The sequence below is a fragment of the Methylobacterium sp. FF17 genome (genome assembly GCF_025813715.1).
Classification (GTDB): Bacteria; Pseudomonadota; Alphaproteobacteria; order Rhizobiales; family Beijerinckiaceae; genus Methylobacterium; species Methylobacterium flocculans.
On record NZ_CP107532.1, the window covers coordinates 3,730,564 to 3,756,302 of the forward strand.

The window sequence follows — 25,739 nt, forward strand, 5'->3', positions numbered from 1 at the left end:
CGCGTGCCCCAACGAGGCGACTATTTGTAACTGCGGTGAAGTCTTCACGTCAGCGCAGCAGAGCGTGCGGGCTGCTCCCTCACACAAGACGTACATGCGGGAGGAGCATTGATCCTTGCCATCAATGCCCCTCGTCCCGCTGCATCGCAGCTCGAATCCTTCGGCTCAGCCGCTAAGAGACGAGCACGCTTGCCTCACTTGGAGGTCGCTGGGGCATTCACGAGACCGTCCTTGACGGCGACCAGCTTGGTGTTGAGCTGCGTGCCGATCGTGCCGAGGACGCCGATGATCACGACGGCGATCAGAGCAGCGATGAGGCCGTATTCGATCGCGGTGGCGCCCGACTCGTCGGCGGTGAAACGCTTGAAGATGGACTTCATGGAAAAACCCCTGGAATTGACTGTGCCGTTCACGCTCACCGCGTCTCCATCGGCGACAATCCGAGAATGCACGATCCCTCTTGCCATTGCGTTAAATCGGTCCTGGAAAGCAGCCGTGCAGGACGGAGATCGCACCGTAGTCAACGAAGTGTTAATTCCGAAGATTGATACTTTCAGACTGCGGCGCGAGGGACTGACGTGCGGCAGCAAAACCGAGATCACCCCTCACAATTTTAGCCTTTGCTGAGGATCGACCGAAGCGCCGCGCTGCAGGCGAAGGCATTTACAATTCGATACATACGCGAACGGCGCAATCAGCCGCCAGCGACAGCGTGCATGAAGCGCAGGCCGATCAGTTTCGTCACCGGATCGAGAACCGGAGGAGCCCGGCCGTTTGCGGGCCGGCCACCTCAACCGGCGGCACCGCCCCGACATCACCATTGAGCGGGACTCCGGGAGACCAGGGTTTCGATCGCCCCACCGGCACATTATCGGTTCGTTTACCCTGTGCATGCTTCCTGTCGGCTTCCGTCTGAGCCGATTCGCCCCGGCGGACCCATGCGGTTCCCATGAGCCTCCGATGCAGCATCGAACGAACCCGTCGCGCATCGCCGCCCGCGGCCTTGCCGCGATCCTGCTCTCCCTCTGGGCCGCCTTCGGATGCGGCGCGGCGCGGGCGCAAGCGGCCGAGACCCCGCCGACCATGGTGACGGTGACGGTGGACAACGCCAAGGTCATCCGCCTGCCCGACAGGACGCAGACCGTCATCGTCGGCAACCCGATCATCGCCGATGTGGCCCTGCAGAAGAACGGCATCCTGATCCTGACGGGCAAGAGCTTCGGCAGCACCAACCTCATCGCGCTCGACGCCTCCGGGAGCATGCTCGCGGAATCGACGATCAGCGTTCAGGCGCCCCAGGCCGCCGTCATCACGGTGCAGCGCGGGCTGGAGCGTGAATCCTATTCCTGCACGCCGAACTGTCAGCCCTCGATCCAGCTCGGAGATGCGAGCAAGTACTACGGCGAAGTCTCGGGGCAAGCCGAGTCCCGTCGCACCATGGCCACGGGGGCGGCCGGCGGGGCCGGGGGAGCCAGTGGAGCCGGCGGGGCAAGCCCGCGCTAGGACGTTTCCGAGGCGCCGGCCGACCTAAGGGGATGCGTCGGTTCCGGTCGTTCGGCCGGCGAGGCGGAAGCCATCGAGGCCCTCCACCGTCGCATCGCGGCCGCCGCGCTGGTCCACGATGTAGCGCAGGGCTCCGGCGACGACCCGTTCCGAATAGGGTTTGGCGATCACGCCCACGGCCCCGGCGAAATCATCCGGGATGCGCTTGGCATTGGCCGTCATGAAGATGACGGTGATCAGCGGGTCCAGGCTCAGCGCACGCGCGACCTCCACGCCGGTCGGCCCATCCCCGAGGTGGATGTCCACGAAGGCCACGTCCGGCGCGGTGGAACGCCCGAGCGCGATCGCCTCGGTGGAATTCGCGGCGATCCCGACGATGGTGTGACCGAGGTCGTCGAGCAGACATTCGAGCTCGAGGGCGATCAAAACCTCATCCTCCACCACGAGGATGCGCAGGGCGGAATTCGTCATCGAGGTGCCCATTGCGTCGCGGCGGCCGCGTCCCGGAGCGAGATCGCGTCGAGCGGGACCGTGATCTCCACCCGGGTTCCCGGTGAGACGTCACTCCAGACGACGACGCCGCGCAGCTGACGGACCACCATCTCCACCAGGGAGCGCCCGAAGCCGGCGGGATTGGGTGGACTTCCCGCCAGTCCGACCCCGTCATCCTCGATGAGCATGCGCAGACTCCCGTCGCTGCGCTGGGCCGTGATGGTCACGCGTCCGGGGCGACTGTTGGGGAAAGCATGCCGGACCGCGTTCGTGGCCAGTTCGTGGAGCATCAGTGCGAGCGGCGCGGCCATCGCCGCCGAAACCGCGATCGAGTCGATCTCGGCGCGGACGGCGGTGTGGTCGCCTTCGAGGCCCGCGACGAGTTCAGACACGAAATCCTCGGCGAATTCCCGCAGGTCGAATCGCGTCACGTCGCCGGTCGAGTAGAGCATCCGATGTACGGTCGAGAGGGCCCCGATGCGCTCGGCCATGCCCTGCAGCGCGTCCCGCGCCTCGCCCTTCGGCGTGCGCCGCGCCTTCAGCAGCATGAGGGACGAGATGACCTGGAGGTTGTTCTTGACCCGATGGTCGACCTCGTGGAGCAGCGCCGTCTTCTGCTCCAGGGCCGCCCGCAGATCGGCAGTCTGCTCGGAGACGCGCCGCTCGAGTTCGTCCTGTGCGTCGCGCATCGCGACCTCGTGGCGGTGCTTTCCCGTCATATCGGCCTGGGCCGCGTAGAAGTGCACGACCTCGCCGGTCGCGTCGCGCACGGGCGCCACCGTCATGCCGTTCCAGAAGGAGCTGCCGTCCTTGCGATAATTGACGAGTTCGATCTCGATCGGCAGGCCCATCCGCACGGCCTCGTTCAGCCGGCGCACCGCGCGGGGGTCGGTGTCGGGCCCCTGCAGAAGGCGGCAGTTCCGGCCGTCGAGTTCCTCCCAGGCGTATCCCGTCAGCCCGAGGAAGGCGTCGTTCGCCCAGACGATCGGATTGTCCGGCTGGCGCGGATCGGTGAGGACCATCGGCGTGGGGCTGGCCGTGAAGGCCGCCACGAACGCACCCGCATCGATCCCGAGATTGCGCGCCCGCGTCGTCGGCGTATCCCTATGCGTCATGATCGGCTTCAGCCAAGACGATACACCCGGTTCGAAGGCTCGGACGCGATAACGTTGCACGTCCCGCCGGATGCGAACGACGATGTGAACGGCTGGAACGACCTGTCGTCAACACATTAGAGGCCCGGGGCCGGAGACAATGGCGAATCGCCAACAGAAAACATACGGAACATCGCGTTAACAGTCCGGAAGGCATGCTGTTTCACGGTGTCAGCCGCGCGACCGCACGCCGACCCACGACCGGCCCCGGGTGTAGGGACCGGCCGTGGCCTGCTATGGGTTGCGGGCATCAAGCCGTTTCGGGCCCGAGGAGTTCCATGCCATGCCCCCAAGCACCGTGCGGGATACCCCGAGCCGCCTGCGCCTGAAGGACATCGTCGAGGATCCCCGCATCCTGCTGATGCTGGCGCTGGGCTTCTCCTCGGGGTTGCCGCTGCTCCTCGTGCTCGGCACCTTCTCGACGCGCCTCGCCTATTCGGAGGTCGACATCAAGTCGATCGGACTCTTCAGCTATCTGGCGCTGCCCTACACCCTGAAATTCCTCTGGGCGCCGCTGATCGACCGGTTCGACGTGCCGGCCCTCGGCCGCCTGCTCGGCCGGCGCCGGGCCTGGATGATCGCGACCCAGTGCGCGGTGGCGGTGGCGCTGTCCCTGATGGCCCTGGCGGATCCCGGCAGCAGCCTGGCGCTCCTCGGCCTGGGAGCCTTCCTAGTCGCGATCTGCGCCGCGACGCAGGACGTGGTGATCGACGGGTGGCGCATCGACGCCGCCGGCACCGATCTGCAGGGCGTCATGGCGGCGACCTCCAACCTCGGCTACCGGCTGGCCCTGATGTCGGCCGGCGCCGGGGCGCTGTTCATCGCCAGCGCCTATGGCTGGTCCGTCGCCTACTTCTCCATGGCGGCCCTGATGGGTGTCGGAATCCTCGCCGCCCTGTTCGCCCCCGCCTACGACCGGACGTCGGAGACTGCGTCCGGACCGGGCCGGGCCGCCCCGAAACCGGTCTGGACGTTCAAGAGCGCGATTCTCGAACCGCTGACGGAGCTTCACACGCGGCTCGGCCGCAGCCTCTGGGCGATCCTGATCCTCGTCGCGTTCTACCGCATGCCCGACTTCATCTCCGGCGTGATGGCGAGCCCGCTCTACAAGACCGTCGGCTTCAGCCTCGTGGATATCGGCTTCGTCTCGAAGCTCTACGGCATCTGGGTCGGCATCGCCGGGGCGTTCGTCGGCGGCTGGGCGATGACGCGCTTCGGTCTCTTCCCCACCCTCGTCGTCGGCGCGTTCCTGGGGGCCGCCTCGAACCTGTCCTTCTCGTGGCTGTCGTTCGGCGGGCCCGAGGTGTGGCGGCTGACGGCGGCGATCTCCATCGACAATTTCTGCGGCTCCTTCGCCGGCATGGCGCTGATCGCCTACATGTCGAGCCTGACCGCGCCCGGGCTCGCCGCCACCCAGTACGCCCTGTTCTCGTCGCTCTATGCCCTGCCGGGCAAGTTCGTGGCCGGCACGTCCGGCTACATCGTCGCCGCCTTCGGGTATCCGGTGTTCTTCGCCCTGACGGCGGCGGTCGGCATCCCCGTGGTCATCCTCTGCGCGTTCGTCGGGCGCGCCGGCGAGCGCAACGCGGCCCGGGCCAGCAACGCCGCGGCCGCCGACCCGATGCGTCCGGAAGCAGCGGCCGGCGACGAGGTCGCGGGGAACCATCGACCGGGCCCCGAGCTTGCTTCCACCGCCAGGGAGACCTCGGCGACGGGCCAGACCGGCCGCCCCCACCCGGCACACGGATGAGATCGCAGACGTGAGCAACATCAAACTCGTGGACGACATCACCACCGCCCCGGCTCTCACCGCCGACCCGCCCGCGCTGAGCGAGGCGGATCGTGCCGCCCTGCGCCGCGCCGTCGTGGCCCTGGAGAAGCCGGGCCTCGCCGCGCGCCTGTCGGCCGTCGCCGGTGCGCCGCTCGACATGATCGGGCGGGCGCTGCCGGCCCCTGTCACCGAAGCAGTCTCGCAGGCGACCGAGAGCGCGATGCGCGCTTCGCTCAAGGTCGCCCTCGCGACCCTGCCGGCAGTCCGGGACGCATCTCCCGCACCGACCGGCGACGTGTCCACGCCTCCGGCGCTCGTCACGCCCCCGGAGACCGAGTCCACCGCGATGCGTACGGCCGCTCGCTTGGCGAAGTACTTCCCGTCGAGCGCTTTCGGCCACAAGGCGATGGCTGCGGTCTCGGGCGCGGTGGGCGGGGCCTTCGGGCTCGCCACCCTCGCCGTGGAACTGCCCCTGTCGACCACGCTGATGCTGCGCTCCATCGCCCAGATCGCGCAGGAGGAGGGCGAGGACCTCAGCGATCCCGAGAATGCGCTCGCCTGCGTGCAGGTCTTCGCGCTGGGCGGCCGGGAGGCTGCGGGCAGCGCGCTGACCGAGAGCGGCTACTTCGCCGTGCGCGCGGCCCTGGCCAAGACCATGGTCGAGGCCGCCCGCTACGCCGGCAACCGGGCGCTGCTGGACGAGGCCGCGCCCGCCCTCATCCGCTTCTCGGCCCAGATCGCGGCGCGCTTCGGCGTGGTCGTATCGCAGAAGGTGGCGGCTCAGGCGGTCCCGATCCTCGGCGCGGTCGGTGGCGCAGCGGTCAACGCCGCGTTCATGGATCACTTCCAGTCCACGGCGCGGGCGCACTTCACGGTGCGCCGCCTGGAGCGGACCTATGGCGCGGCCCCGGTCCGCGCCGCCTACGAATCCGAGAAGGCGATGCTGGCGGTCTGAGCGCGGGCTCAGGCCTTCGGGTAGCGGCGTGACAGGAGGGTATGGACGAGGCGCGCGGTCTGCACCTCGCCACCCTCCGGGCGCCCCGGCTTGGTCGAAGGATTCCAGCCGTAAAGGTCGAAATGCACGTGCGCCCGCGTCGCGGGTGCAAACCGCCTCAGGAACAGCGCCGCCGTGATCGCCCCCGCGAAGGGGCCGCCCGAGACGTTGTTGAGGTCGGCGACCTTCGAGTCGAGCAGGCTCGCATAGGGCTTGTGCAGGGGCAGGCGCCAGACCGGATCCGCGCAGGCGAGGCCGGCCTCGGACACGGCCTGTGCCAGTGCGTCGTCCTCTGTGAAGAAGGCAGGCAGGTCGGGCCCCAGCGCGACGCGGGCCGCCCCCGTGAGCGTCGCGAAATCGATGAGCAGGTCCGGCGCCTCGGCATCCGCGAGCGCCAGGGCATCGGCCAGGATGAGCCGCCCTTCCGCATCGGTGTTGCCGATCTCGACGGTCAGCCCGGCCCGGCTGCGAATGACGTCACCGGGTCGGAAGGCTTCGCCGGAGACCGCGTTCTCCACCGCCGGGACGATCAGGCGCAGGCGCAGGTGGAGCCCCGAGCCCATCACCATGTCGGCGGCCGCGATGGCGGCGGCGGCCCCGCCCATGTCCTTCTTCATCAGGAGCATGGCGCTCGACGGCTTGATGTCGAGGCCGCCGGTATCGAAGGCGACGCCCTTGCCGACGAGGGTGACGCGCGGTGCATCGGCCGGTCCCCAGGTCAGGTCGATCAGGCGGGGCGCGCGCGGCGACGACGATCCCACGGTGTGGACCAGGGGGAAGTCGCGGGCGAGGTCCGCCCCGGTGACGACGGCGAGATCGGCCCCGTGGCGCGCCGCGACGGCGCGGATCGCCGCCTCGATCTCCGTCGGCCCCAGGTCGTTGGCCGGCGTGTTCACGAGGTCGCGGCCCTGCGCCACCGCCTCGGCGATGCGGGCGAGGGCCTCGCCATCGACCCCTTCGGTCAGCGCGAGGGCAGGGCGCTCCGAGCCGTTCGCCCGGTAGCGTCCGAAACGATAGCTGCCGAGGAGCCAGGCCAGGGTCGCCTCGGCGGCGTCGACGCCGTCCGCCGGCGCGAAGCGATAGGTTCCGGGCGGCAGGGCGCCGGGGAGCTTTCCGGGGAGCATCCGGTCCTCGCCGTCGCCGAGGCCGAACAGGATGTTCGCGAGACGGCCGTCGTCCCCCGGAAGGAGGGCGATCCGGCCCGCCTTCGGCGCGAAGTCCGTCGCCCGCGCGTAGGCCGCCTGGGGGAGGGGCAGGGCGGCCTCGACGGAGGGCCAGGAATCGGGCGTGACGCAGGTGATCGGCACCGCGTCTTCGGCGTCGCGGACGAGGCGGGACAGGGTCTGGGACATGGGGCTCGCGGGCGCGGGGACGGGTTAACGGGCGATTAGGGTTAACCGTCTATCACCGCTGCTGCGGGTGCCGGAAGCGTCCGCCGGATCAAACCCCGGACCTTACGGGGTCCCAGCGGAGCGCGTCATGGTCAGGCCGGTGTCGAAGTTTCCCCTGGCGCGGCCGGCCGGACTGGCGATGGCCGTCCTCCTCGCCGCCCTGACGGCCGGATGCCAGTCGCGCTCGTCCACCCGCTCGCCCGAGACCACCGGCTCCATCGGCGGCCTCTCGCTGCCGAGCTTCGGCAAGCCACGGACGGCCGCCGTCATCGGCCGCCGCGAGGTCGAGAGCCTCGGCGAGAAATACGCCGCCGATCCCAGCGACGTCTCCCTGGCGCTGCGCTACGCCCAGGCGCTGCGCGCCACCGACCAGAAGCCGCAGGCCGTCGCGGTGCTCCAGCAGGCGGCTTTGCGCAACCCGAAGAACAACGCGGTGCTGGCCGCCTACGGCAAGAGCCTGGCCGAGGTCGGCCGCTTCCAGGAGGCGGCCGACGTCCTCCAGAACGCCCACACCCCCGCCCGGCCGGATTGGCGGGTGCTGTCCGCCCAGGGTGCGGTGGCCGATCAGCTCGGCGACCATTCCCGCGCGCAAGGGCTCTACGAGGCGGCCCTGAAGATCCAGCCCGACGACCCGGTGATCCTGTCCAATCTCGGCCTGTCCTATGCTCTGGGCCGCCACCTGTCGCAGGCGGAAACGACCCTGCGCCTCGCCGCCGCCCAGCCCCGCGCGGATGCCCGCGTCCGGCAGAACCTCGCCCTGGTCCTCGGACTGCAGGGCAAGTTCCCGGAGGCCGAGGCCGTGTCGCGCGAGGACCTGTCGCCGGAGGAGGCCGCCGCCAACACCACGGCCCTGCGCGCATTCGTGGCCCAGCCCAACAGCTGGAAGGCCCTGAAGGCCTCCGAGGCGCGCGGGCCCCGGTCGGCACGTCAGGGTGGCGAGAAGCCGGCCGGCTGAGCCCGGACGGGCACGAATGGGTGACGCCGGCCCGCCCGGCATGGACGGGGCGGGGGATTTGAGGTTTACCGCGACGCCCGGACCCCGGTCCCGGTTTCATCGAACGACCATGGGTGCGGCGTCCGGATCGCGGGCGCGTCGCGGGACAAGGAGAGCGCGTGCGTTGGGGGGCTGATCGCTGGCGCTTCTATCGGCTCATCGGGCGCGAGGTCACGCGGACCGCGCGCGATACCTATGCGCGCCTGACCGGCCGACCCGACATCCTCACCCGTGCCCGGGTCACCGGGCTCGTCATCGCGCCGCACGACCTGCGCACGAGCGACGCCACCTTCGCCGACGACATCTATGCGGGGCTCTTCGTCTTCGCGGGCCGCTCGCTCTCGGTGAGCGGGCGCTCGCCCTTCGACTACGCGCCGCCCTCGCCCGAATGGGCGGACATGCTCTACGGCTTCGGCTGGCTGCGCCACATGCGAGCCGCCGACACGGCGCTCGCCCGCGCCAATGCCCGCGCCTTCGTGGCCGACTTCATCGCCGGTCGGGGCGACCCCGCGCTGGCCCGCCCGACCCCCGTAGCGGCGCGCCGCCTCATCTCGTTCCTGTGCCAGTCCCCCCTGGTCCTGGAGGGGGCCGACCACGCCTTCTACCAGGGATTCCTCAAGGCGCTCGGCAAGGCCGCGCGCGAACTCGAGGGCGACCTGCGGCGCGGGATCTCCCCCCAGACCCGGCTGCTCGCCGCGGTGGCGCTCTGCTACGCGGGGCTCTGCTGCGAGGGCATCCAGCCCATCCTGCGGCGCTCCACCCGCATCCTGGTGCGCGAACTCGACCGGCAGATCCTGCGCGACGGCGGCCATCGCAGCCGCGACCCGCGCTTCGCCATGGAGCTCCTGCTCGACCTGCTGCCCCTCCGCCAGAGCTTCCTCTCGCGCAGCGTCGATCCGCCGGAGGCGCTGCTGCACGCCATCGACCGGATGCTGCCGCTCCTGCGCCTGCTGCGCCATCCGGACGCTTCGCTCAGCCACTTCAACGGCATGGGCGCCACCGCCGCCGACCACCTCGCGACCCTCCTGGTCTATGACGGCGCGCTGGCCCAGCCAATGATGCACGCGCCGAACTCGGGCTACGAGCGCCTGGAGGGCGGGCGCGTCCTCGTCGTCGCCGATGTGGGGGCACCGCCGCCTCTGCCGGATTCGATCAATGCCGGGGCGGGCTGCCTCTCCTTCGAGATGTCGAGCGGTCCCCAGCGCATCGTCATCAATTGCGGCCTGCCCGCGAGCGGACCCGAATTGCGGCGGCTCGCGCGCAGCACCGCCGCCCATTCCACCGCCACGGTGGCCGACACCTCGTCCTGCCGCTTCCTCGTGGGCGGGGGCGCCTGGTACGAGCGCTGGGCGGTACGGTGGCTCTCGGGGCGGATCGGTCCCGTGATCCTGCGCGGCCCCAGCGGCGTGAAGGCGGAACGCACCAGCGAGGCCGGCGCCACGGTGCTGGCGGCGCGCCACGACGGCTATGCCCGGGACCTCAGCATCATCCACGAGCGCCGCTGGCGCCTCTCCACCACGGGCCACGTGCTGGAAGGGGAGGACGCCTTCGTGCGGACGCAAGGCACCGGGCGCGTCAAGGCGGGGAGCAAAGCCCGCCACCGGACGCAGGAGGTGGCGGTGCGCTTCCATCTGCACCCCGCCATCGCGGCGCGCGGGCTCGACGACGGGCGCCTCGAACTCACCTCCCCGATCGGCGAAGTCTGGCACTTCGGCGTGGAGGGTGCCGAGATCGCCCTGGAGGAAAGCGTCTACTTCGCCGGCCTGACGGGCGCCCGGCGCACGGACCAGATCGTGCTCTACCTCTCGGTCACCGAGGATACCCGCATTCGCTGGGGCTTCGCCCGAGCGCAGACCCGCGACGCCTGAACACCGCGCGATCCTGGGACGTCTGGCCGCAGCGCAGCATTTCGTGGTAGGCGCGCATCAGTTCCCTCGTCGCTTGCCTCGGACGAACGCCATGTCGCATGACCAGGTGCGGGTCACCCGCGCACTCCTCTCCGTCTCGGACAAGGACGGCCTCGTCGCGTTCGCCACGCGCCTCGACCGCCTCGGCATCGAACTCGTCTCCACGGGCGGCACCCACAAGGCCCTGCGCGCGGCCGGCCTGCCGGTGGTCGAGGTCGCCGAACTGACGGGCTTTCCCGAGATGATGGACGGGCGCGTGAAGACGCTCCACCCCGGTGTCCACGGGGGCCTGCTCGCCGTGCGCGACAACCCCGAGCATCAGGCGGCGCTGGCCGCCCACGGCATTCGCGCCATCGATCTCCTGGTGGTCAACCTCTACCCCTTCGAGGCGACCGTGGCGAAGGGCGCGGGCTACGACGACTGCGTCGAGAACATCGACATCGGCGGCCCTGCCATGATCCGCGCCGCCTCGAAGAACCATGCCGACGTGGCGGTCGTCGTGGATGTGGCCGATTACACGGACCTGCTCGCCGAACTCGAAGCCGGAGGCGGCGCTCTGAGCGAGCGCACCCGTCGGCGCCTGGCGCAGAAGGCCTATGCCCGCACCGCCGCCTACGACGCCGCCATCGCCAACTGGCTCGCCGGTCAGATCGAGACCGAGGCCACGCCCGCCTTCCGGGCCTTCGGCGGCAGCCTCGCCCAGTCGCTGCGCTACGGCGAGAACCCGCACCAGACGGCGGCCTTCTACCGCTCGCCCGGCCCCGCCCGGCCCGGCGTCGCCACCCTCCGGCAGCTGCAGGGCAAGGAACTCTCCTACAACAACCTCAACGACACCGACGCGGCCTATGAATGCGTGGCCGAGTTCGACCCGGCCCGCGCGGCGGCGGTGGCGATCATCAAGCACGCCAATCCCTGCGGCGTCGCCGAGGGCGCAAGCCTCGTGGAGGCCTACGAGCGCGCGCTGGCCTGCGACCCGACCTCGGCCTTCGGCGGCATCGTCGCGCTGAACAGGACCCTCGACGCGGACGCGGCCCGCAGGATCGTCGAGATCTTCACCGAGGTGATCATCGCGCCGGACGCCACCGAGGAGGCGATCGCGATCGTGGCTGCCAAGAAGAACCTCCGCCTGCTGCTGGCCGGCGGCCTGCCCGACCCCCGCGGTGCGGGCGAGACCGTGAAGACCCTCGCGGGCGGCCTCCTGGTACAGGCCCGCGACGCGGCGGTGGTCGACGACATGCCGCTCCAGGTCGTGACGCAGCGCGTCCCGAGCGACCGGGAATACGCGGATCTCCGCTTCGCCTACCGCGTCGCCAAGCACGTGAAGTCGAACGCCATCGTCTATGCACGCGACGGCGCCACGGTCGGGATCGGGGCCGGGCAGATGTCCCGGGTGGATTCCTCGCGTATCGCAGCCTGGAAGGCGGCCGAGGGCGCACAGCGCATCGGCGCGGCCGAGAGCCTCGCCAAAGGCTCGGTGGTGGCCTCCGACGCGTTCTTCCCGTTCGCGGACGGCCTTATCGCGGCGGCCGAGGCCGGTGCCACGGCCGTGATCCAGCCCGGCGGCTCCATGCGGGATGCCGATGTGATCCAAGCGGCCGACGCGGCCGGCCTCGCCATGGTGTTCACCGGGCATCGCCACTTCCGGCACTGATCGTGCCGCTGGAACGCGGGTCGGCGCCCATGCCGGCCCGTATCGACAGGACGTCCCCATGACCGACACGCACTCCCTGACCAGCCGCGACGAGCGCCGCGCGGCCGGCAAACGCCTGCGCGAGCGGGTCTCGCGGGAATCCCTGAGCCATTGGCAGCCGTCCGCCGACCGCGACCCGCTCGCCGTGCTGCGGGCGAGCGAGGCCGGGCGCCTGATCGAACTGCTCCCGTTGCGCGCCGAGCGCATGCGCGAGACCCCCTTCGCCTTCCTGCGTGGCGCGGCCGCCGTGATGGCCGCCGACCTCGAAGGTCTGCCCGTCCCCGGCATCCCGGTTCAGGCCTGCGGCGATTGCCACATCGGCAATTTCGGCGTGTATCGGAGCCCCGAGGGGCAGACCCTGTTCGACATCAACGATTTCGACGAGACCCTGTGGAACGTCGATTTCACCGTGGACGTGAAGCGCCTCGCCGCCAGCGCGGCCCTGGCCGCCCTGCCGCGTGGTGAGGACAAGGCACGCCGCGCGGCGAAAGCCAGCGCCCGCGCCTACCGCGAACACATGCGCGACCTTTCGGACCTGTCGCCCCTCGCGATCTGGCACAGCCGGATCGACCTGGAGCACGAGGTCGGGCGCTTCGGAAACGGAGACCTGTGCGAGCGCCTCCTGGCGGAAGCCGCCACCGAGAACGCGGACGGGCTGAGCCGTGGCGATGCCCCGAGGCTCGCTTCGGCGCCCGACGCATCCGACCCGTCGCAATGGCAGATCGCGAACAAGTGGCCGACGATCTTCCACGAGGGTCCGAACGGCCTGACCGAGGCGGTGGATGAGGCGGCGGCCGCCCTCGTCACCTATCCGCAGAGCCTCAGCGCGGATCGCTGGACCCTCGTGTCGCGCTACGCGCAGCGCGACGTCGCTTTCAAGGTCGTGGGGATCGGATCGGTCGGCCTCGTCTGCGCGGTGGGGCTCTACGCCGATGCCGATGGCGCGCCGCTCTTCCTGCAGATCAAGGAGGCGCGCCCCTCGGTGATCGCGCAGTTGGCGCTGAGCCCGTTCTCCCTGGTGTCCGAGGCCCAGCGCGTGATCGACGGCCAGCGCATCATGCAAGCGGCGAGCGATCTCTTCCTCGGGACGGCGGTGGGGGAGGGCAGCGGACGCGCCTACTACGTGCGCCAGCTCAAGAACCGGAAGCTCTCGGCGGTGGCGGAGCTCCTGTCGGAGAGCGGCGCCAAGGCCTATGCCCAGCTCTGCGGCACGACCCTCGCCCGCGCCCATGCCCGCTCGGGCGACGCGGCGCTGATCGCCGGCTATCTCGGCAAGGGGTCGGCCTTCGAGGAGGCGATCGCCGATTTCGCGATGACCTATGCCCGGCAGAGCGTCAGCGACCATGCCCTGCTGGTGGAAGACTTCCTGACCCAGCCCGGTCCGGGCGCGGCCTGACGCGAGACAGGCCCCGCCTCGCGGCGGGGCCTGTCTCATTCCACGTCCGACCGCTTCGCCGGGCCTACCGATCCCGCACCCGCCCGCGGGCGGATGCGGGCTTCTGCCTGCCTCGGCTTCAGCGGGTCGGGGCCTCGTCGTAGGTGAAGATGTCGCGATCCTTGGTCTCCGGGATGAAGAGGAGACCGATGACGAAGGTCATCGCCGCGATCGCGATCGGGTACCACAGGCCGTTATAGATGTTGCCGGTCTGGGCGACGATGGCGAAGGAGGTCGCCGGCAGGAGGCCGCCGAACCAGCCGTTGCCGATATGGTAGGGCAGCGACATCGAGGTGTAGCGGATGCGGGTCGGGAACAGCTCGACCAGGGCCGCCGCGATCGGGCCGTAGACCATCGTCACGTAGAGGACGAGGATCGTCAGGATGCCGATCACGATGAGCTTCTGGCCGGTGAAGATGTCGATGGGGTTGGCAACCTTGACGATGGAGTTGTTGCCGGCCGGAGCCGGATAGCCCGCGGCGGTCAGGGCCGCAGGCACGGCCTTGGCGAAGGTCGGGTCGGCGACGGGGAAGTCCTTGCCCGCGATGGTGACGATGGTGGGTGCGCCGGCAGCGACCGGCTCGGTGCTGTAGTTCACGGCGGAGCGGGCGAGCAGCGCCTTGGCGACGTCGCACTCCTTGGTGAACTTGGCCGTGCCGACCGGATTGAACTGGAACGAGCAATCGTCCGGGTTGGTCTTCACCACCACCGGCACCTTGGATTGCGCCTGATAGAGCGCCGGGTTCGCGTTGGCGGTGAGTTGCTCGAACAGCGGGAAGTAGGTCAGCGCCGCGATGAGGCAGCCGCCGAGGATGACCGGCTTGCGGCCGATCTTGTCGGACAGCGCCCCGAAGAACAGGAAGCCACCGGTGGCGAGCAGCAGCGACCAAGCGATCAGCACGTTGGCGGTGAACTGGTCGACCTTGAGGATGCTCTGCAGGAAGAACAGCGCGTAGAACTGTCCGGCGTACCAGACCACGGCCTGACCGGCGGTGAGGCCGAACAGGGCGAGCAGCGCCCACTTGGCGTTGCGCCACTGGCCGAAGGCCTCCGAGAGCGGCGCCTTGGAGTGGGTGCCCTCCGCCTTCATCTTCTGGAAGGCGGGACTCTCGTTCATCTGGAGGCGAATCCAGACCGAGATGCCGAGGAGCACGACGGAGACGAGGAACGGGATGCGCCAGCCCCAGGCCTGGAAGGCCGTGATCGTGCTCTGGGTGCCGTCGGCCGCCGTCGTCACCGTGGGTGCGTAGGCCCCGTTCACGTAGCCTTGCGTCGACAGGATGATGATCAGCGAGAGCAGCAGGCCGAGCGTCGCCGTCGTCTGGATGAAGGCGGTGTAGAAGCCGCGGCGGCCGCGCGGGGCATGCTCGGCCACGTAGACGGCCGCGCCGCCGTACTCGCCGCCGAGGGCGAGGCCCTGGAGCATGCGGAGCGCCAGCAGGGTCACCGGAGCGACCCAGCCGATGCCGTAGGCGTTCAGCGTGTCGTAGGAGGGCAGCAGGCCGACGCAGAAGGTCGAGACGCCCATGATCAGGATGGTGATGAGGAAGGTGTGCTTGCGCCCGACCATGTCGCCGAGGCGCCCGAAAACCAGGGCGCCGAAGGGGCGCACCAGGAAGCCGGCCGCGAAGGCCAGCAGCGCGAAGATGTTGCGGGTCGCTTCCGGGTAGGCCGAAAAGAACTGCGCGCCGATGATCGTCGCGAGCGAACCGTAGAGGTAGAAATCGTACCACTCGAACACGGTGCCGAGGGACGAGGCGAGGATGACCTTCTTCTCGCCCGGACTCATCGGCCGCGTGGCCGACTCGCTGACGGGCATTGCGCTTGACGCAACCATGATGACGTTTCTCCGACTCTGCATGCCCGGGCGTAGCCCACCCGTGGCGATTTGGACCCGCGCATGCGGACCGCCCGACACCATCAGGACAGACTGCGAAAGTCCGCCCTGGGGCCGTTGCAGTCTCCACCGCGCCGCGTGATCGTAAGAGACGCCTTAGTTTCGCCCAATAGGAAAAACGGCCGGTCGAGTACGGAATTCAGATTTTTTTCAACCAAACACCAAATAAATTTTTGATCTCGAACGGATTAGAACGTGAAGTGTCACGCAAGAGGGGCGCGGCTCGCACCGCGCCCCCGATGAGGTCGCTCTCCGTACTGACCGGTGGTCAGTGTGCGTGGGCTCCGTCCGCCCCGATACCGGTCTCCGAGCGCACGAACTGCGCTGCGAACCGCGCCCGCTCGGCCTGGGCCCGCCGTGTATTGTCGAGCTTGGAGACGAGGTAAATCGTGAGGAAGGCCAGCGGCATCGAGAACAGGGCGGGGTTGTCGTAGGGGAAGATCGCAACCGGGTTGCCGAAGGTCGTCACCCAGACCGCCTTCGACAGCACCACCATTCCGACGGCCGCCACGAGGCCGACGAGGCCACCGATGAGGGCGCCCCAGGTCGTGGTGCCCTTCCAGAGGATCGACATGGTCAGGACCGGGAAGTTGCAGCTCGCCGCCACCGAGAAGGCGAGGCCGACCATGAAGGCGACGTTCTGGTTCTCGAAGACGTAGCCGAGGTAGATCGCCACGATGCCGATGACGACGGCGGCGATCTTGGAGAGCCGGACCTCCGCCGCCTCGTTGGTGCGCCCGCGGGCGATCACCTGGGCGTAGAGGTCGTGGCTGACCGCCGAGGCGCCCGCCAGCGTCAGGCCCGCCACCACCGCCAGGATGGTCGCGAAGGCCACCGCCGAGATGAAGCCGAGGAAGTAGGGGCCGCCCACCGCGTTGGCGAGGTTCACCGCCACCATGTTGGTGCCGCCGATCATGCCCTTGAGCTTGTCGAAGGCGCCGGCCGCATCGAGGTTGAAATAGGCCGGGTCGGACATCAGCAGGGAGATGCCGCCGAAGCCGATGATGAAGGTGAGGATGTAGAAGTAGCCGATCAGGCCGGTGGCGTAGAACACCGACTTGCGGGCTGCCTGGGCGTCCGACACCGTGAAGAAGCGCATCAGGATGTGCGGCAGGCCGGCGGTGCCGAACATCAGGCCGACGCCCAGCGAGATCGCCTCGATCGGGTTGTTGACGAGACCGCCCGGCGCCATGATCGCGTCACCCTTGGGGTGGGTCGCGACGGCGGCGGCGAACAGGGTCTCAGGGTTGAAGCCGTAGCGGTAGAGCACCGCGCCGGCCATGAAGGTGGCGCCGCCGAGCAGCAGGCAGGCCTTGATCACCTGCACCCAGGTGGTCGCCTTCATGCCGCCGAAGGCGACGTAGACGATCATCAGCACGCCGACGATGATGACGGCGTAGAGGTAGGGCAGGCCGAACAGGAGCTGGATCAGCTTCCCGGCGCCGACCATCTGGGCGATCAGGTAGAACGCCACCACCACCAGGGTGCCGGTGGCCGAGATGATGCGGATCGAGGTCTGGTCGAGGCGGAAGCTCGCCACGTCGGCGAAGGTGAACTTGCCGAGATTGCGCAGGCGTTCGGCGATGAGGAACAGCACGATCGGCCAGCCGACGAGGAAGCCGGTGGAGTAGATCAGCCCGTCGAAGCCGGAGGTGTAGACGAGGCCCGAGATCCCGAGGAACGAGGCCGCCGACATGTAGTCGCCGGCGATCGCGAGGGAGTTGGTGCCGGCCGAGATACCGCCGCCAGCGGCGTAGAAGTCGGCGGCCGACTTGGTGCCCTTGGCGGCCTTGTAGGTGATGCCGAGGGTAAAGATCACGAAGAACGCGAACATGCCGATGGCAGGCCAGTTCGTCGCCGACTGCTTGATCGCGCCGAGATCGGGGCCGGCCGCGTAGGCGGCGGTGGCGGCCAGCGCCGCCAGCGCGGAGCCGAGCACCAGGGGATGGCGAAGGCGGTTCATCGGCCGAGATCCCGCTTGAGGGCGGCGGTCAGGTCGTCGAAGCGGCCATTGGCGCGCTGGACGTAGATGCCGGTGAGGATGAAGGCGAGGACGATCACGGCGACGCCGAGGACCAGCCCGAGGGAGGCGGTGCCGCCTCCGATCTTGGTGGCGAGCAGCGCCTTGTCGAAGGCGATGAGGCCGATGAAGCCGAAATAGATCACCAGCATGATGCCGGTGAGCACCCAGCCGAACCGCGTGCGCTCGTGGACGAGTTCCTGAAAGCGCGGATTCTGCGCGACGCGCGCAGTCTCGATATCGGACATGACGTGTTCCTCCCGGGAGCCGCTTCTTGGGGGAGCGGCGTCCTGTTGTGTGATGAAGCTTGGATGCAGACGTGATTCCGCGCGGGCATCGTCGAGGATGCCCGCGGTCGACAAATCCGGTGTCGTTCAGTGCGTCCGGTTCTGGCGATTCTCGATGAGGTCATCGACCACCGCCGGCTCGGCGAGGGTCGAGGTATCGCCGAGCGAGGAGAACTCGTCCTCGGCGATCTTGCGCAGGATCCGGCGCATGATCTTGCCCGAACGCGTCTTGGGCAGGCCCGGGGCGAACTGGATCAGGTCGGGGGAGGCGATCGGGCCGATATCCTTGCGGACCCAGGTCACGAGTTCCTTGCGCAGTTCGTCCGAGCCCTCCTCGCCCTCCATCAGGGTGACGTAGGCGTAGATGCCCTGGCCCTTGACGGTGTGTGGGTAGCCGACGACGGCGGCCTCCGAGACCTTCGGATGCGCCACCAGGGAGGATTCGACCTCCGCCGTGCCCATGCGGTGACCCGAGACATTGATGACGTCGTCGACCCGGCCGGTGATCCAGTAATAACCGTCCGCATCGCGGCGGCAGCCGTCACCGGTGAAGTAGTTGCCCGGATAGGTCGAGAAGTAGGTCTGCTCGAAGCGCTCGTGGTCGCCGTAGACCGTGCGCATCTGGCCGGGCCAGGAATCCTTGATGCAGAGGTTGCCCTCGCAGGGACCGTCCTGAACCTTGCCCTCGGCATCGACCACGATGGGCTGCACGCCGAAGAACGGGCGCGTGGCCGAGCCCGGCTTCAGCTTCGTGGCCCCCGGCAGGGGCGTGATCAGAATGCCGCCGGTCTCGGTCTGCCACCAGGTGTCCACGATGGGGCAGCGCGAATCGCCCACCACCCGGTAGTACCAGTCCCAGGCTTCCGGGTTGATCGGCTCGCCCACCGAGCCGAGGACGCGCAGGGAGGCCCGCGAGGTCTTCTTCACCGGGCCCTCGCCGCCGCCCATCAGCGAACGGATCGCGGTCGGGGCGGTGTAGAAGATGTTGACCCCGTGCTTGTCGACGACGTCCCAGAACCGCGAGTTCGACGGATAGGTCGGAATGCCCTCGAACATCAGCGTGGTCGCGCCGTTCGCGAGGGGCCCGTAGACGATGTAGGAATGGCCCGTGACCCAGCCCACATCGGCCGTGCACCAGTAGATCTCGCCCTCGCGGTAATCGAAGACGTACTGGTGCGTCATCGAGGCGTAGACGAGGTAACCGCCGGTGGTATGTACCACGCCCTTCGGCTGCCCGGTGGAGCCGGAGGTGTAGAGGATGAAGAGCGGGTGCTCGGCCTCGACGGGCTCGGCGGGACAATCGTCGGTGACCTGGGCGGCGGCCTCGTCGTAATAGACGTCGCGGCCGGCCTCCATCGGGATCGAAGAACCGGTGCGGCGCACCACCACGACGTGATCGACGCTGTCCTTCGGCAGACGCGCGATCGCCGCGTCGACATTGGCCTTCAGGGGAACCTTGCGGCCGCCGCGCAGGCCCTCGTCCGCCGTGATGACCATCTTCGAGGCGCAGCCCTCGATGCGTCCGGCCAGGGAATCGGGGGAGAAGCCGCCGAACACGATGGAGTGGATGGCGCCGAGACGCGCGCAGGCCAGCATCGCGTAGGCCGCCTCCGGGATCATCGGAAGGTAGATCGTGACCCGGTCGCCCTTCGACACGCCGCGGTTGCGCAGCACGTTGGCCATCCGGCCGACTTCGGCATGAAGCTGCCGATAGGTGATGTGCTTCGATTCGTTCGGATCGTCGCCTTCCCAGATGATCGCGACCTGGTCGCCGCGCGTCTCGAGGTGGCGATCGATGCAGTTATAGGCGACGTTGGTGCGCCCGTCCTCGAACCAGCGGATCGAGATCCGGCCCGGCTCGAAGCTGGTGTCCTTGACGCGGGTGAACGGCGTCATCCAATCGATGCGCTTGCCGTGCTCGGCCCAGAACGCCTCCGGATCCGCCACGGAGGCTTGATACATGGCCTGATACTGGGCGTCGTCGACGTGAGCGCCCTCGCTCCATGCAGATCGGACTTCGACCACCTTCTCGTCCATCGCTTCTTCCCTGTCGGCGCCCGATCGTATCGCGACTGTTCACGCAGCCGGGTCTTCCGATTACCGTCATAGGCGCATGGCGATCCCCGCCGCAAGCACCGATGCGGCAGGCTTCAGGACAGTTGCGCACATCTGTTCGAGCGCTCTTCAATTGCACCCAACGCAGATACCCGTTTCGACCTTGCGGTCGATCGCCTGCTGCTTGCGCGTGGGCTCCGAGGGTTCGCTCTGGGATGCCGGCCCACCGCCGCCCGGCGGCTTCGTCGTGCCGGTCGCGGTGATGTTGCGGAATTGGCCGGCCGATCCGAGGTTCTGTTCGGGCGGCAGGGTTCCGGATTGCTGCGCCTGGGCGGCCAGCGGCAGGCTGAACCCGAGGGCGAGGATCAGTACTGTACGACGCATCGTAACCTCCATGATTGGAGGGAAAACGCGGGCCTCCGCCAGGAGTTTCGCCCGGCGCCCATGGCCCATGGCACCTGGTACTTGGTATTCGGCGCCGGGCCGCGACCGTACGGGATCAGGCCCGCTTCGTGGCGGCGTCCACGGGAAACAGCATCTCGACCAGGGTGCCCTCGTCCTTCTGGCTTTCGATGCGGAAACGTCCCTGGTTGGCCTCCACCAGGGCCTTGGTCAGAGGCAGGCCGAGGCCGGTGCCCCGGCGTGGACCCGTCGGCCGGACCTGACGGAAAGGCTGCAGGGCGACGTCGACCTCGTCCGCCGTCATGCCGATCCCGGTGTCCCGGACCCGCAGGGCGATCTCGCCCCGATCCGCCATCGTGGTCGAGACAATCACCTGTCCGCCGGCTTGCGTGAACGCGATGGCATTGGCGATCACGTTCAGGGCGGCCTGGCGCACCGAGCGCTCGTCCGCCATCAGGGGCGCGAGATCGGAGGAGAAGCTCGTGCGCAGCACGATCCGCTCCCGCGCAGCCTGGGGCTGGAGCAGGGAGACGCAGCGCGTCACCACGTCGTTCAGGGGGATCTCGGTGATGTTCAGATCGAGGCGACCCGCCTCGATGCGAGCCAGATCGAGCAGGTCGTTGACGAGATCGAGGACGTGGGTGCCGGAGGCGTGGATGTCCCGCAGGTATTCGCGGTAGCGCTCCGACCCGAGAGGTCCGGCCTGCTCCGTCAGGATGAGGTCGGCAAAGCCGAGGATCCCGTTGATCGGCGTACGGATCTCGTGGGCGACCTTCGCCAGGAAATCGGATTTCTGGACGCTGGCCGCTTCGGCCGCCCGGCGGCCGTCGAAGGCGTCGGCCTCGCGCCGGCTCGGAACCGGCGCCTCACCGATCACGGCGCAGAGACGGTTCCGCGGGTCGTCGATCAGGGGCAGCACCCGGACCTGCAGGGCCCGCCCCCCGCCGCGCCGGGCGACAGTGGCGGGGCCGGCGGGCGCCGCGCCCGGCTCCGCATGCAGCCGCGCCAGCAGGTCCACGGCGTTGTCGGGAGCGAACAGACCGAGGAAGCTGGCGCCGACCACCTCGCGGGGATCGACGCCGAAGAGCGTGGCGGCGCTGCGGTTGAGCGCCAGGATGCGGCCCTGGTCGTCGAGGGTCGCGATCCCGTCATCGAGGGTGTCGATCACCGCCAGGGCGTCTGCCCCCCGCCGATCCGCAAAATCCTGGGCCAGGGCGGTCGCTTCGCGCAGGCGCGCCGCCTCGCCCGCCACGGCATCGCGGGCGAGCAGCAATTCGGCGGGCTGCCCCGCCCAGTCCACGACCGAGTGCTCCACGAGAACGCCGACCCGCCGCCCATCGCGGGCGGCCAGGACGATCGGCGTGTCGCCGGGTTCGCGCGCATGGGGCGTAAGGCCGCGAAACAGGTTCCCGATTCCGCCCGAGGCATCGAGGGACGCCGCATCCGCGTACCCCGTGAGGTCGAGCAGGCGGCGATTGGCGAACAGGATCGCGTTCTCGCGGTAGACCAGCACACCGGCGGGCAGGCGTTCGAGGGTGGCGATCATCGCGGCATCGGTGTCCGCCGCCGGATCGGAGCCGCGAATCGCCGCGACCGGAAACGGCATGACGGCACAGGGCAGGCCCCGCGCCTCGGTGGCTTCCGGCGCGTCGTCACCGGCGAACCGGGCTCCCAAAGCGCGCGCGATCTCGCGGAACGCCGCGTGCTCGTGGCTGGACAAGGCGGGATCCGCGAGGCTCTCCGAGACATCCGCCGCCGGCGCAGGCTCCGGACCGGGCGACTCGGCGACGGCCAGCGCGACCGGGGGATCCACGGGCCCCGGCGAGGTCATCGCCGGGAGATCCGCCTCCGGAGCAGACGGCGCGGGCATGACAATCGCGGGCATGACGGTCGCGGCCTGAGGATCTACGGGCGCGGGCGGCGCCGTCGCCACCGAAGGCGTGCAGGCGCGGTCCTGCGGGCAGGGCCCGATCGACCGGACCTGGCCGAAGCCCCGGAAGTCCCGCCCTGTCCGATCGACCGGCGATCCGGACAGGTCGAGTTCGACGACCGTTTCGGGATCCGACAGCAGCGTGAGCGGAATCGATCGGAAGGTGCGGGCCTGGGCCAGGGCCGCGATCAGGCCCTGCGCGTCGGTCAGGGCTCCGGATTCGGACAGCTCCCGCCACGTCCGTCCGAGCATCCGCCCCCGCAGGCGCTCTCCCGCCGACGCGGAGAGCTCGATCACCGTGCCGGCAGCATCGCTGCGCCACGTGAAACGCTGGGCGCGTTGCGGAGCCTCGGGCGCGGGCGGCTGCGCGGGTGCATCGGCGGCCTCGGGATTCGCCGGCGCCTCGGCGATGGCCGGGGAGGCGGGCAACCCGGAATCCGGAGCTTCCGGTCCGGTGACGGCGAGGGCCGGGCGGCTCCGTCGCTTCGGAAGGGGGGTGGTCGCGAGCAGGACGAGGAGGTCCGGTCCCTCGGCGTCGGCCTTTCGGATCAGCGTCATCAGCACGGGCGGCGCGATCCGGCGCGGATCGAGTTGCACGCGCAGAAGAAGCGGCACGTCGGGCGCGGGCCGTGCGCGGGCGATCTCGACCCCGATCCGCGAACGCGGATCGAGGCGTCCATCGGGTCCGGCGATCGCGTCCCGCAGGTCGGACGCCGCAGAGGACGCGTGGAGGATGTGCTCACCCGCCGCATCGAGGACGAGGAACACCGCCCCCGGATCGGACAACTGTCGCGCGAGCGACGAATCAGCATTGCACGCGCGCGCCAGCCACTGCGCCGCGTCGCTCACCCGTCCTGGCCCTGAACCCCCGCTGTCGAACATCCGCACCTGTTTCGCGTGACGATTTCAGAGACGTGAAAGCCTTTTTACTGCGTCGCGGCCTTCCCGGAAGCCATAGAGGGGGACGAACCTCGTTTACCTGTTGTCAACCTTAATGCACCCGAGCAGGGTGGCATAGGGCTGGCGCCGTGCTATTGTGCAGCGCACAACAAGCCATCAACAAGTCTGAACGAGGAGAGGATGATGACCAGCACCCCGAATTACGAGGTTCCCGCCGAGATGCGCGACTTCGCGGAGAAGAGCGTCGATCAGGCCCGCAAGGCCTTCGACTCGTTCATCAGTGCCGCCCGCCGGACTGCCGACACCGTGCAGAGCTCCGCCGAGTCGGCGCGTACCAACGCCCAGGACGTTTCGGCGCGCGGCTTCGAGTTCGCCGAGCAGAACGTGACCGCGGCCTTCGACCTCGCCCAGAAGCTGGTGCGCTCGCGCGACCTGCAGGAAGCCATGCAGCACCAGGCCGAGTTCGTTCGCAGCCAGTTCGCCGCGATCCAGGCGCAGGCCAAGGAGTTCGGCGGCCTGGCCCAGACGGCGATCCAGCAGAGCGCCGAGAAAGCCAAGGGCGCCATGCAGGAAGGCGCCGAGCACGCCCGTAAGGCCATGCAGGAAGGCGCCGAGGCGGCGCGCAAGGCCGGCAACGATGCCGAGCAGGCCGCGCGGAACGCCACCAACTCCTGATTCCCGATCCGGCGCCGCATCTTTGCGGCGCTGCACCATGCCGACAGCCCGTTTCGCGCCACGCGGACGGGCTGTTTTCGTAAGAGCGTCGGCGCTTGCCCCCGGCGGCTCCGTCTCCTAACCCTGGCCGCGAGCGGCCCCGGCGTTTCGTTCGGGGCCGGCGCTGTCGAGAGAGGCGAAACGCCATGCGACCTGCCAATCGATTCCGTCTGACCCTCACGCTCCTGGCGGGGCTGGCCGGGGTACAGGGTGCGAGCGCCCAGTACTACGACGACGGCTATGACCGGCCGCCGCGCCGTGTCTACGAGGAGCGTCGCCTGCCGCCGCGCCCCGATTACGGCGATGAGCGCTACGCCCGCCCGGCTTCGCGCCGCGCCGTCGGCCTGAATTGCGACGCCGTGCAGTCGGGTCTGAGCGGCTTCCAGCCCTTCTCCTGCCCGCTGCCCGGCCCGCGCCCCCTGGGTGCCCGCTGCTTCTGCGACATGCCGATCGCGCCCCTCAGTTCGCCCCAGACCGCCGTCGGCCGCGTGGTTCCCTGACATCGGGGGCTCCCTGACATCGACGGACACGAAAACGGCGAAGGCCGCGCCGCCCAATCGGACGGCGCGGCCTTCGCGTTTCGGGAAACGTACCGGTCCGACGATCAGTTCAGGACGACGACCTTCGCTCCCACCTTCACGCGCTCGTAGAGGTCTGTGACGTCCTCGTTGGTCATCCGGATGCAGCCGGAGGAGACGGCCTGACCGATCGTGTCCGGCTCGTTCGAGCCGTGGATGCGGTACTCGGTGCTGCCGATATACATGGCCCGTGCACCGAGCGGGTTCTCGACGCCGCCCGCCATGTAGCGCGGCAGGTCGGGACGGCGTGCGATCATCGCCGCCGGCGGGGTCCAGGACGGCCACTCCTTCTTGGCCGTCACGGTCTTGACGCCGGACCAGGTGAAGCCCGGGCGGCCGACGCCGACGCCGTAACGGATGGCCTCGCCGTTGGGCATCACGAAGTACAGGCGCCGCTCGGCCGTGGAGACCACGATCGTGCCGGGCTTGTAGTTGCCGTTGAAGGCGACGATCTCACGCGGGATCGGGGCGACCTGCGCCTGGGGCGCCGCCTGGACGCCCTGGCCCACCGTGCCCTGGTAGCCGTAGGGATCGTCCGTGGCGCGGCCATAGGCGTAGGCCGGATCGCCGTAGTAATCGTCGCCGCCGTTGCTGCCGAACGGATCGTAGGGGCTTGCTTGAACCGCGCTCGTCGAGAGCGCGCAAACACCGAGTATGCCCACAAGGGCGGTCGCCAAGGTCTTCATTGCCGATACCTTACCTGAGCCGTAACCTTTGCTGTACAAGCGTAAGCACGGCCGGGTGGTTCCATGGCACCTTGACGATTTCGTCATCTTCGTGGTGGGACCCGCGTCACCCAGGGTTCAGAAGACTTCGTCGGTGTGCACATCGAAGCGGGCGAGGTGCGAGTAGCCGAAGTTCGTGGTGATCGCGACGTCGGTGGCATCGCGTCCGCGCGCCATCACGATCCGGCCGATTCGCGGCGTGTTGTGCCGGGCGTCGAAGGTGTACCAGGTGCCGTCGAGATAGGCCTCGAACCAGGCCGAAAAATCCATCGGGTCGGGCACGGGCGGCACGCCGATATCGCCGAGATACCCGGTGCAGTAGCGCGCCGGAATGTTCATGCAGCGGCAGAATGCGACCGCCAGATGCGCAAAATCGCGGCAGACACCCTGCCGCTGCATGAATCCGTCCCAGGCAGTGCGCGTCGCGTCGGCACACATGTAGTCGAAACGGATGCGGTCGTGGACGTAGTCGCAGATCGCCTGCACGCGAGCCCAGCCCAGGGGCGTCCCGCCGAAGAGCGACCACGCGGTCTCGGACAGCTTGTCGGTGTCGCAGTAGCGACTGCCCAGGAGGTAGACCAGCACCTCGTTGGGAAGGTTCTGGACCTCGATCTGCTGGGCGTAGGGCGCGTAGGCGTCCGGCAGGCCGGAATCCTGCACGATGAAGTCGGCCGAGATGGTCAGGCGTCCCGGCGGCGTGACGATGCGGGTACAGATGTTGTCGAAGCTGTCGCGGTACTCCTGGCAGGGGATCGGCGGATCGAAGCTGATGACGTGGGGGGTCATCACGTCCGGCATCCGTGAGGGATGCACGCTCAACGCGAGGATCATGGGCGTCGGCTGAACCGATTCGAAGGCGATGTCGAATCCCGTCCTGATCTTCATGACACTCACCCGATC

The 25,739-nt window shown here is 69.1% G+C and carries 22 protein-coding genes; 10 read left to right on the forward strand and 12 right to left on the reverse strand.

Annotated elements, in window-relative coordinates:
- Positions 1–194 precede the first annotated feature (194 nt).
- Entirely contained in the window at positions 195–380 is a 186-nt protein-coding gene (locus tag OF380_RS17695; protein WP_264046247.1) for a Flp family type IVb pilin, read from the reverse strand.
- Between OF380_RS17695 and OF380_RS17700 the strand changes: the two genes are divergently transcribed.
- Positions 379–627: a hypothetical protein gene (locus OF380_RS17700; protein WP_264046249.1), complete on the forward strand. Its 249-nt coding sequence runs from the start codon at positions 379–381 to the stop codon at positions 625–627. The genes OF380_RS17695 and OF380_RS17700 overlap by 2 nt on opposite strands.
- Before the next feature lie 333 nt (positions 628–960).
- Positions 961–1,503 (forward strand): pilus assembly protein N-terminal domain-containing protein, encoded by a 543-nt coding sequence (locus tag OF380_RS17705; RefSeq protein WP_264046251.1) that lies wholly within the window; start codon positions 961–963, stop codon positions 1,501–1,503.
- Positions 1,504–1,527: 24 nt separating this feature from the next.
- Here OF380_RS17705 and OF380_RS17710 read toward each other — a convergent pair whose 3' ends face one another.
- Both OF380_RS17710 and OF380_RS17715 read right to left on the reverse strand, forming a co-directional pair.
- Positions 1,528–1,974, reverse strand: a complete 447-nt coding sequence (locus tag OF380_RS17710; protein WP_264046253.1) for a response regulator — start codon at positions 1,972–1,974, stop codon at positions 1,528–1,530.
- Positions 1,971–3,110: a PAS domain-containing protein gene (locus OF380_RS17715; RefSeq protein ID WP_404810474.1), complete on the reverse strand. Its 1,140-nt coding sequence runs from the start codon at positions 3,108–3,110 to the stop codon at positions 1,971–1,973. The genes OF380_RS17710 and OF380_RS17715 overlap by 4 nt, the downstream gene beginning before the upstream one ends.
- Before the next feature lie 322 nt (positions 3,111–3,432).
- Here OF380_RS17715 and OF380_RS17720 point away from each other — a divergent pair, with 322 nt between their 5' ends.
- Entirely contained in the window at positions 3,433–4,899 is a 1,467-nt protein-coding gene (locus OF380_RS17720; protein ID WP_264046255.1) for an AmpG family muropeptide MFS transporter, read from the forward strand.
- 10 nt (positions 4,900–4,909) lie between these two features.
- The gene (locus OF380_RS17725) at positions 4,910–5,875 is read left to right on the forward strand and encodes an EcsC family protein (protein WP_404810475.1); all 966 of its coding nucleotides are present in this window, start codon (positions 4,910–4,912) and stop codon (positions 5,873–5,875) included.
- An 8-nt stretch (positions 5,876–5,883) separates the two neighbouring features.
- Here OF380_RS17725 and OF380_RS17730 read toward each other — a convergent pair whose 3' ends face one another.
- Positions 5,884–7,266: a leucyl aminopeptidase family protein gene (locus tag OF380_RS17730; RefSeq protein WP_264046258.1), complete on the reverse strand. Its 1,383-nt coding sequence runs from the start codon at positions 7,264–7,266 to the stop codon at positions 5,884–5,886.
- A gap of 127 nt (positions 7,267–7,393) precedes the next feature.
- Here OF380_RS17730 and OF380_RS17735 point away from each other — a divergent pair, with 127 nt between their 5' ends.
- From OF380_RS17735 to OF380_RS17750, 4 genes are all read left to right on the forward strand, one after another.
- The gene (locus tag OF380_RS17735) at positions 7,394–8,260 is read left to right on the forward strand and encodes a tetratricopeptide repeat protein (RefSeq protein WP_404810476.1); all 867 of its coding nucleotides are present in this window, start codon (positions 7,394–7,396) and stop codon (positions 8,258–8,260) included.
- A gap of 158 nt (positions 8,261–8,418) precedes the next feature.
- Complete coding sequence (locus OF380_RS17740; protein ID WP_264046260.1) at positions 8,419–10,167, forward strand: heparinase II/III family protein; 1,749 nt, start codon at positions 8,419–8,421, stop codon at positions 10,165–10,167.
- A 91-nt stretch (positions 10,168–10,258) separates the two neighbouring features.
- Positions 10,259–11,857, forward strand: a complete 1,599-nt coding sequence (purH, locus tag OF380_RS17745; RefSeq protein ID WP_264046262.1) for a bifunctional phosphoribosylaminoimidazolecarboxamide formyltransferase/IMP cyclohydrolase — start codon at positions 10,259–10,261, stop codon at positions 11,855–11,857.
- Between the two features lie 58 nt (positions 11,858–11,915).
- The gene (locus tag OF380_RS17750; protein WP_264046264.1) at positions 11,916–13,292 is read left to right on the forward strand and encodes a DUF2252 domain-containing protein; all 1,377 of its coding nucleotides are present in this window, start codon (positions 11,916–11,918) and stop codon (positions 13,290–13,292) included.
- Between the two features lie 118 nt (positions 13,293–13,410).
- On the opposite strand, the gene OF380_RS17755 is transcribed toward OF380_RS17750, so the two are convergent.
- The 6 genes from OF380_RS17755 to OF380_RS17780 all read right to left on the reverse strand — a co-directional run bounded on the left by OF380_RS17755 (position 13,411) and on the right by OF380_RS17780 (position 22,771).
- The gene (locus OF380_RS17755) at positions 13,411–15,120 is read right to left on the reverse strand and encodes an MFS transporter (protein WP_404810617.1); all 1,710 of its coding nucleotides are present in this window, start codon (positions 15,118–15,120) and stop codon (positions 13,411–13,413) included.
- A 376-nt stretch (positions 15,121–15,496) separates the two neighbouring features.
- On the reverse strand, positions 15,497–17,191 hold the full coding sequence (locus OF380_RS17760) for a cation acetate symporter (protein ID WP_264046268.1): 1,695 nt from the start codon (positions 17,189–17,191) through the stop codon (positions 15,497–15,499).
- Positions 17,188–17,496: a DUF485 domain-containing protein gene (locus OF380_RS17765; RefSeq protein WP_264046270.1), complete on the reverse strand. Its 309-nt coding sequence runs from the start codon at positions 17,494–17,496 to the stop codon at positions 17,188–17,190. Before OF380_RS17765 ends, OF380_RS17760 begins: the two co-directional genes overlap by 4 nt.
- 126 nt (positions 17,497–17,622) lie before the next feature.
- Positions 17,623–19,572: an acetate--CoA ligase gene (gene acs / locus OF380_RS17770; RefSeq protein WP_264046272.1), complete on the reverse strand. Its 1,950-nt coding sequence runs from the start codon at positions 19,570–19,572 to the stop codon at positions 17,623–17,625.
- A 147-nt stretch (positions 19,573–19,719) separates the two neighbouring features.
- Complete coding sequence (locus OF380_RS17775; protein ID WP_264046273.1) at positions 19,720–19,974, reverse strand: hypothetical protein; 255 nt, start codon at positions 19,972–19,974, stop codon at positions 19,720–19,722.
- Between the two features lie 115 nt (positions 19,975–20,089).
- Complete coding sequence (locus tag OF380_RS17780) at positions 20,090–22,771, reverse strand: PAS domain-containing sensor histidine kinase (RefSeq protein ID WP_264046275.1); 2,682 nt, start codon at positions 22,769–22,771, stop codon at positions 20,090–20,092.
- Between the two features lie 234 nt (positions 22,772–23,005).
- Here OF380_RS17780 and OF380_RS17785 point away from each other — a divergent pair, with 234 nt between their 5' ends.
- Positions 23,006–23,497 (forward strand): phasin, encoded by a 492-nt coding sequence (locus OF380_RS17785; protein WP_264051376.1) that lies wholly within the window; start codon positions 23,006–23,008, stop codon positions 23,495–23,497.
- 185 nt (positions 23,498–23,682) lie between these two features.
- Positions 23,683–24,036, forward strand: a complete 354-nt coding sequence (locus OF380_RS17790) for a hypothetical protein (RefSeq protein ID WP_264046277.1) — start codon at positions 23,683–23,685, stop codon at positions 24,034–24,036.
- 104 nt (positions 24,037–24,140) lie between these two features.
- On the opposite strand, the gene OF380_RS17795 is transcribed toward OF380_RS17790, so the two are convergent.
- Positions 24,141–24,800 (reverse strand): L,D-transpeptidase, encoded by a 660-nt coding sequence (locus OF380_RS17795; RefSeq protein WP_264046279.1) that lies wholly within the window; start codon positions 24,798–24,800, stop codon positions 24,141–24,143.
- Positions 24,801–24,917: 117 nt separating this feature from the next.
- On the reverse strand, positions 24,918–25,724 hold the full coding sequence (locus tag OF380_RS17800; RefSeq protein WP_264046281.1) for a transglutaminase-like domain-containing protein: 807 nt from the start codon (positions 25,722–25,724) through the stop codon (positions 24,918–24,920).
- Positions 25,725–25,739 lie beyond the last annotated feature (15 nt).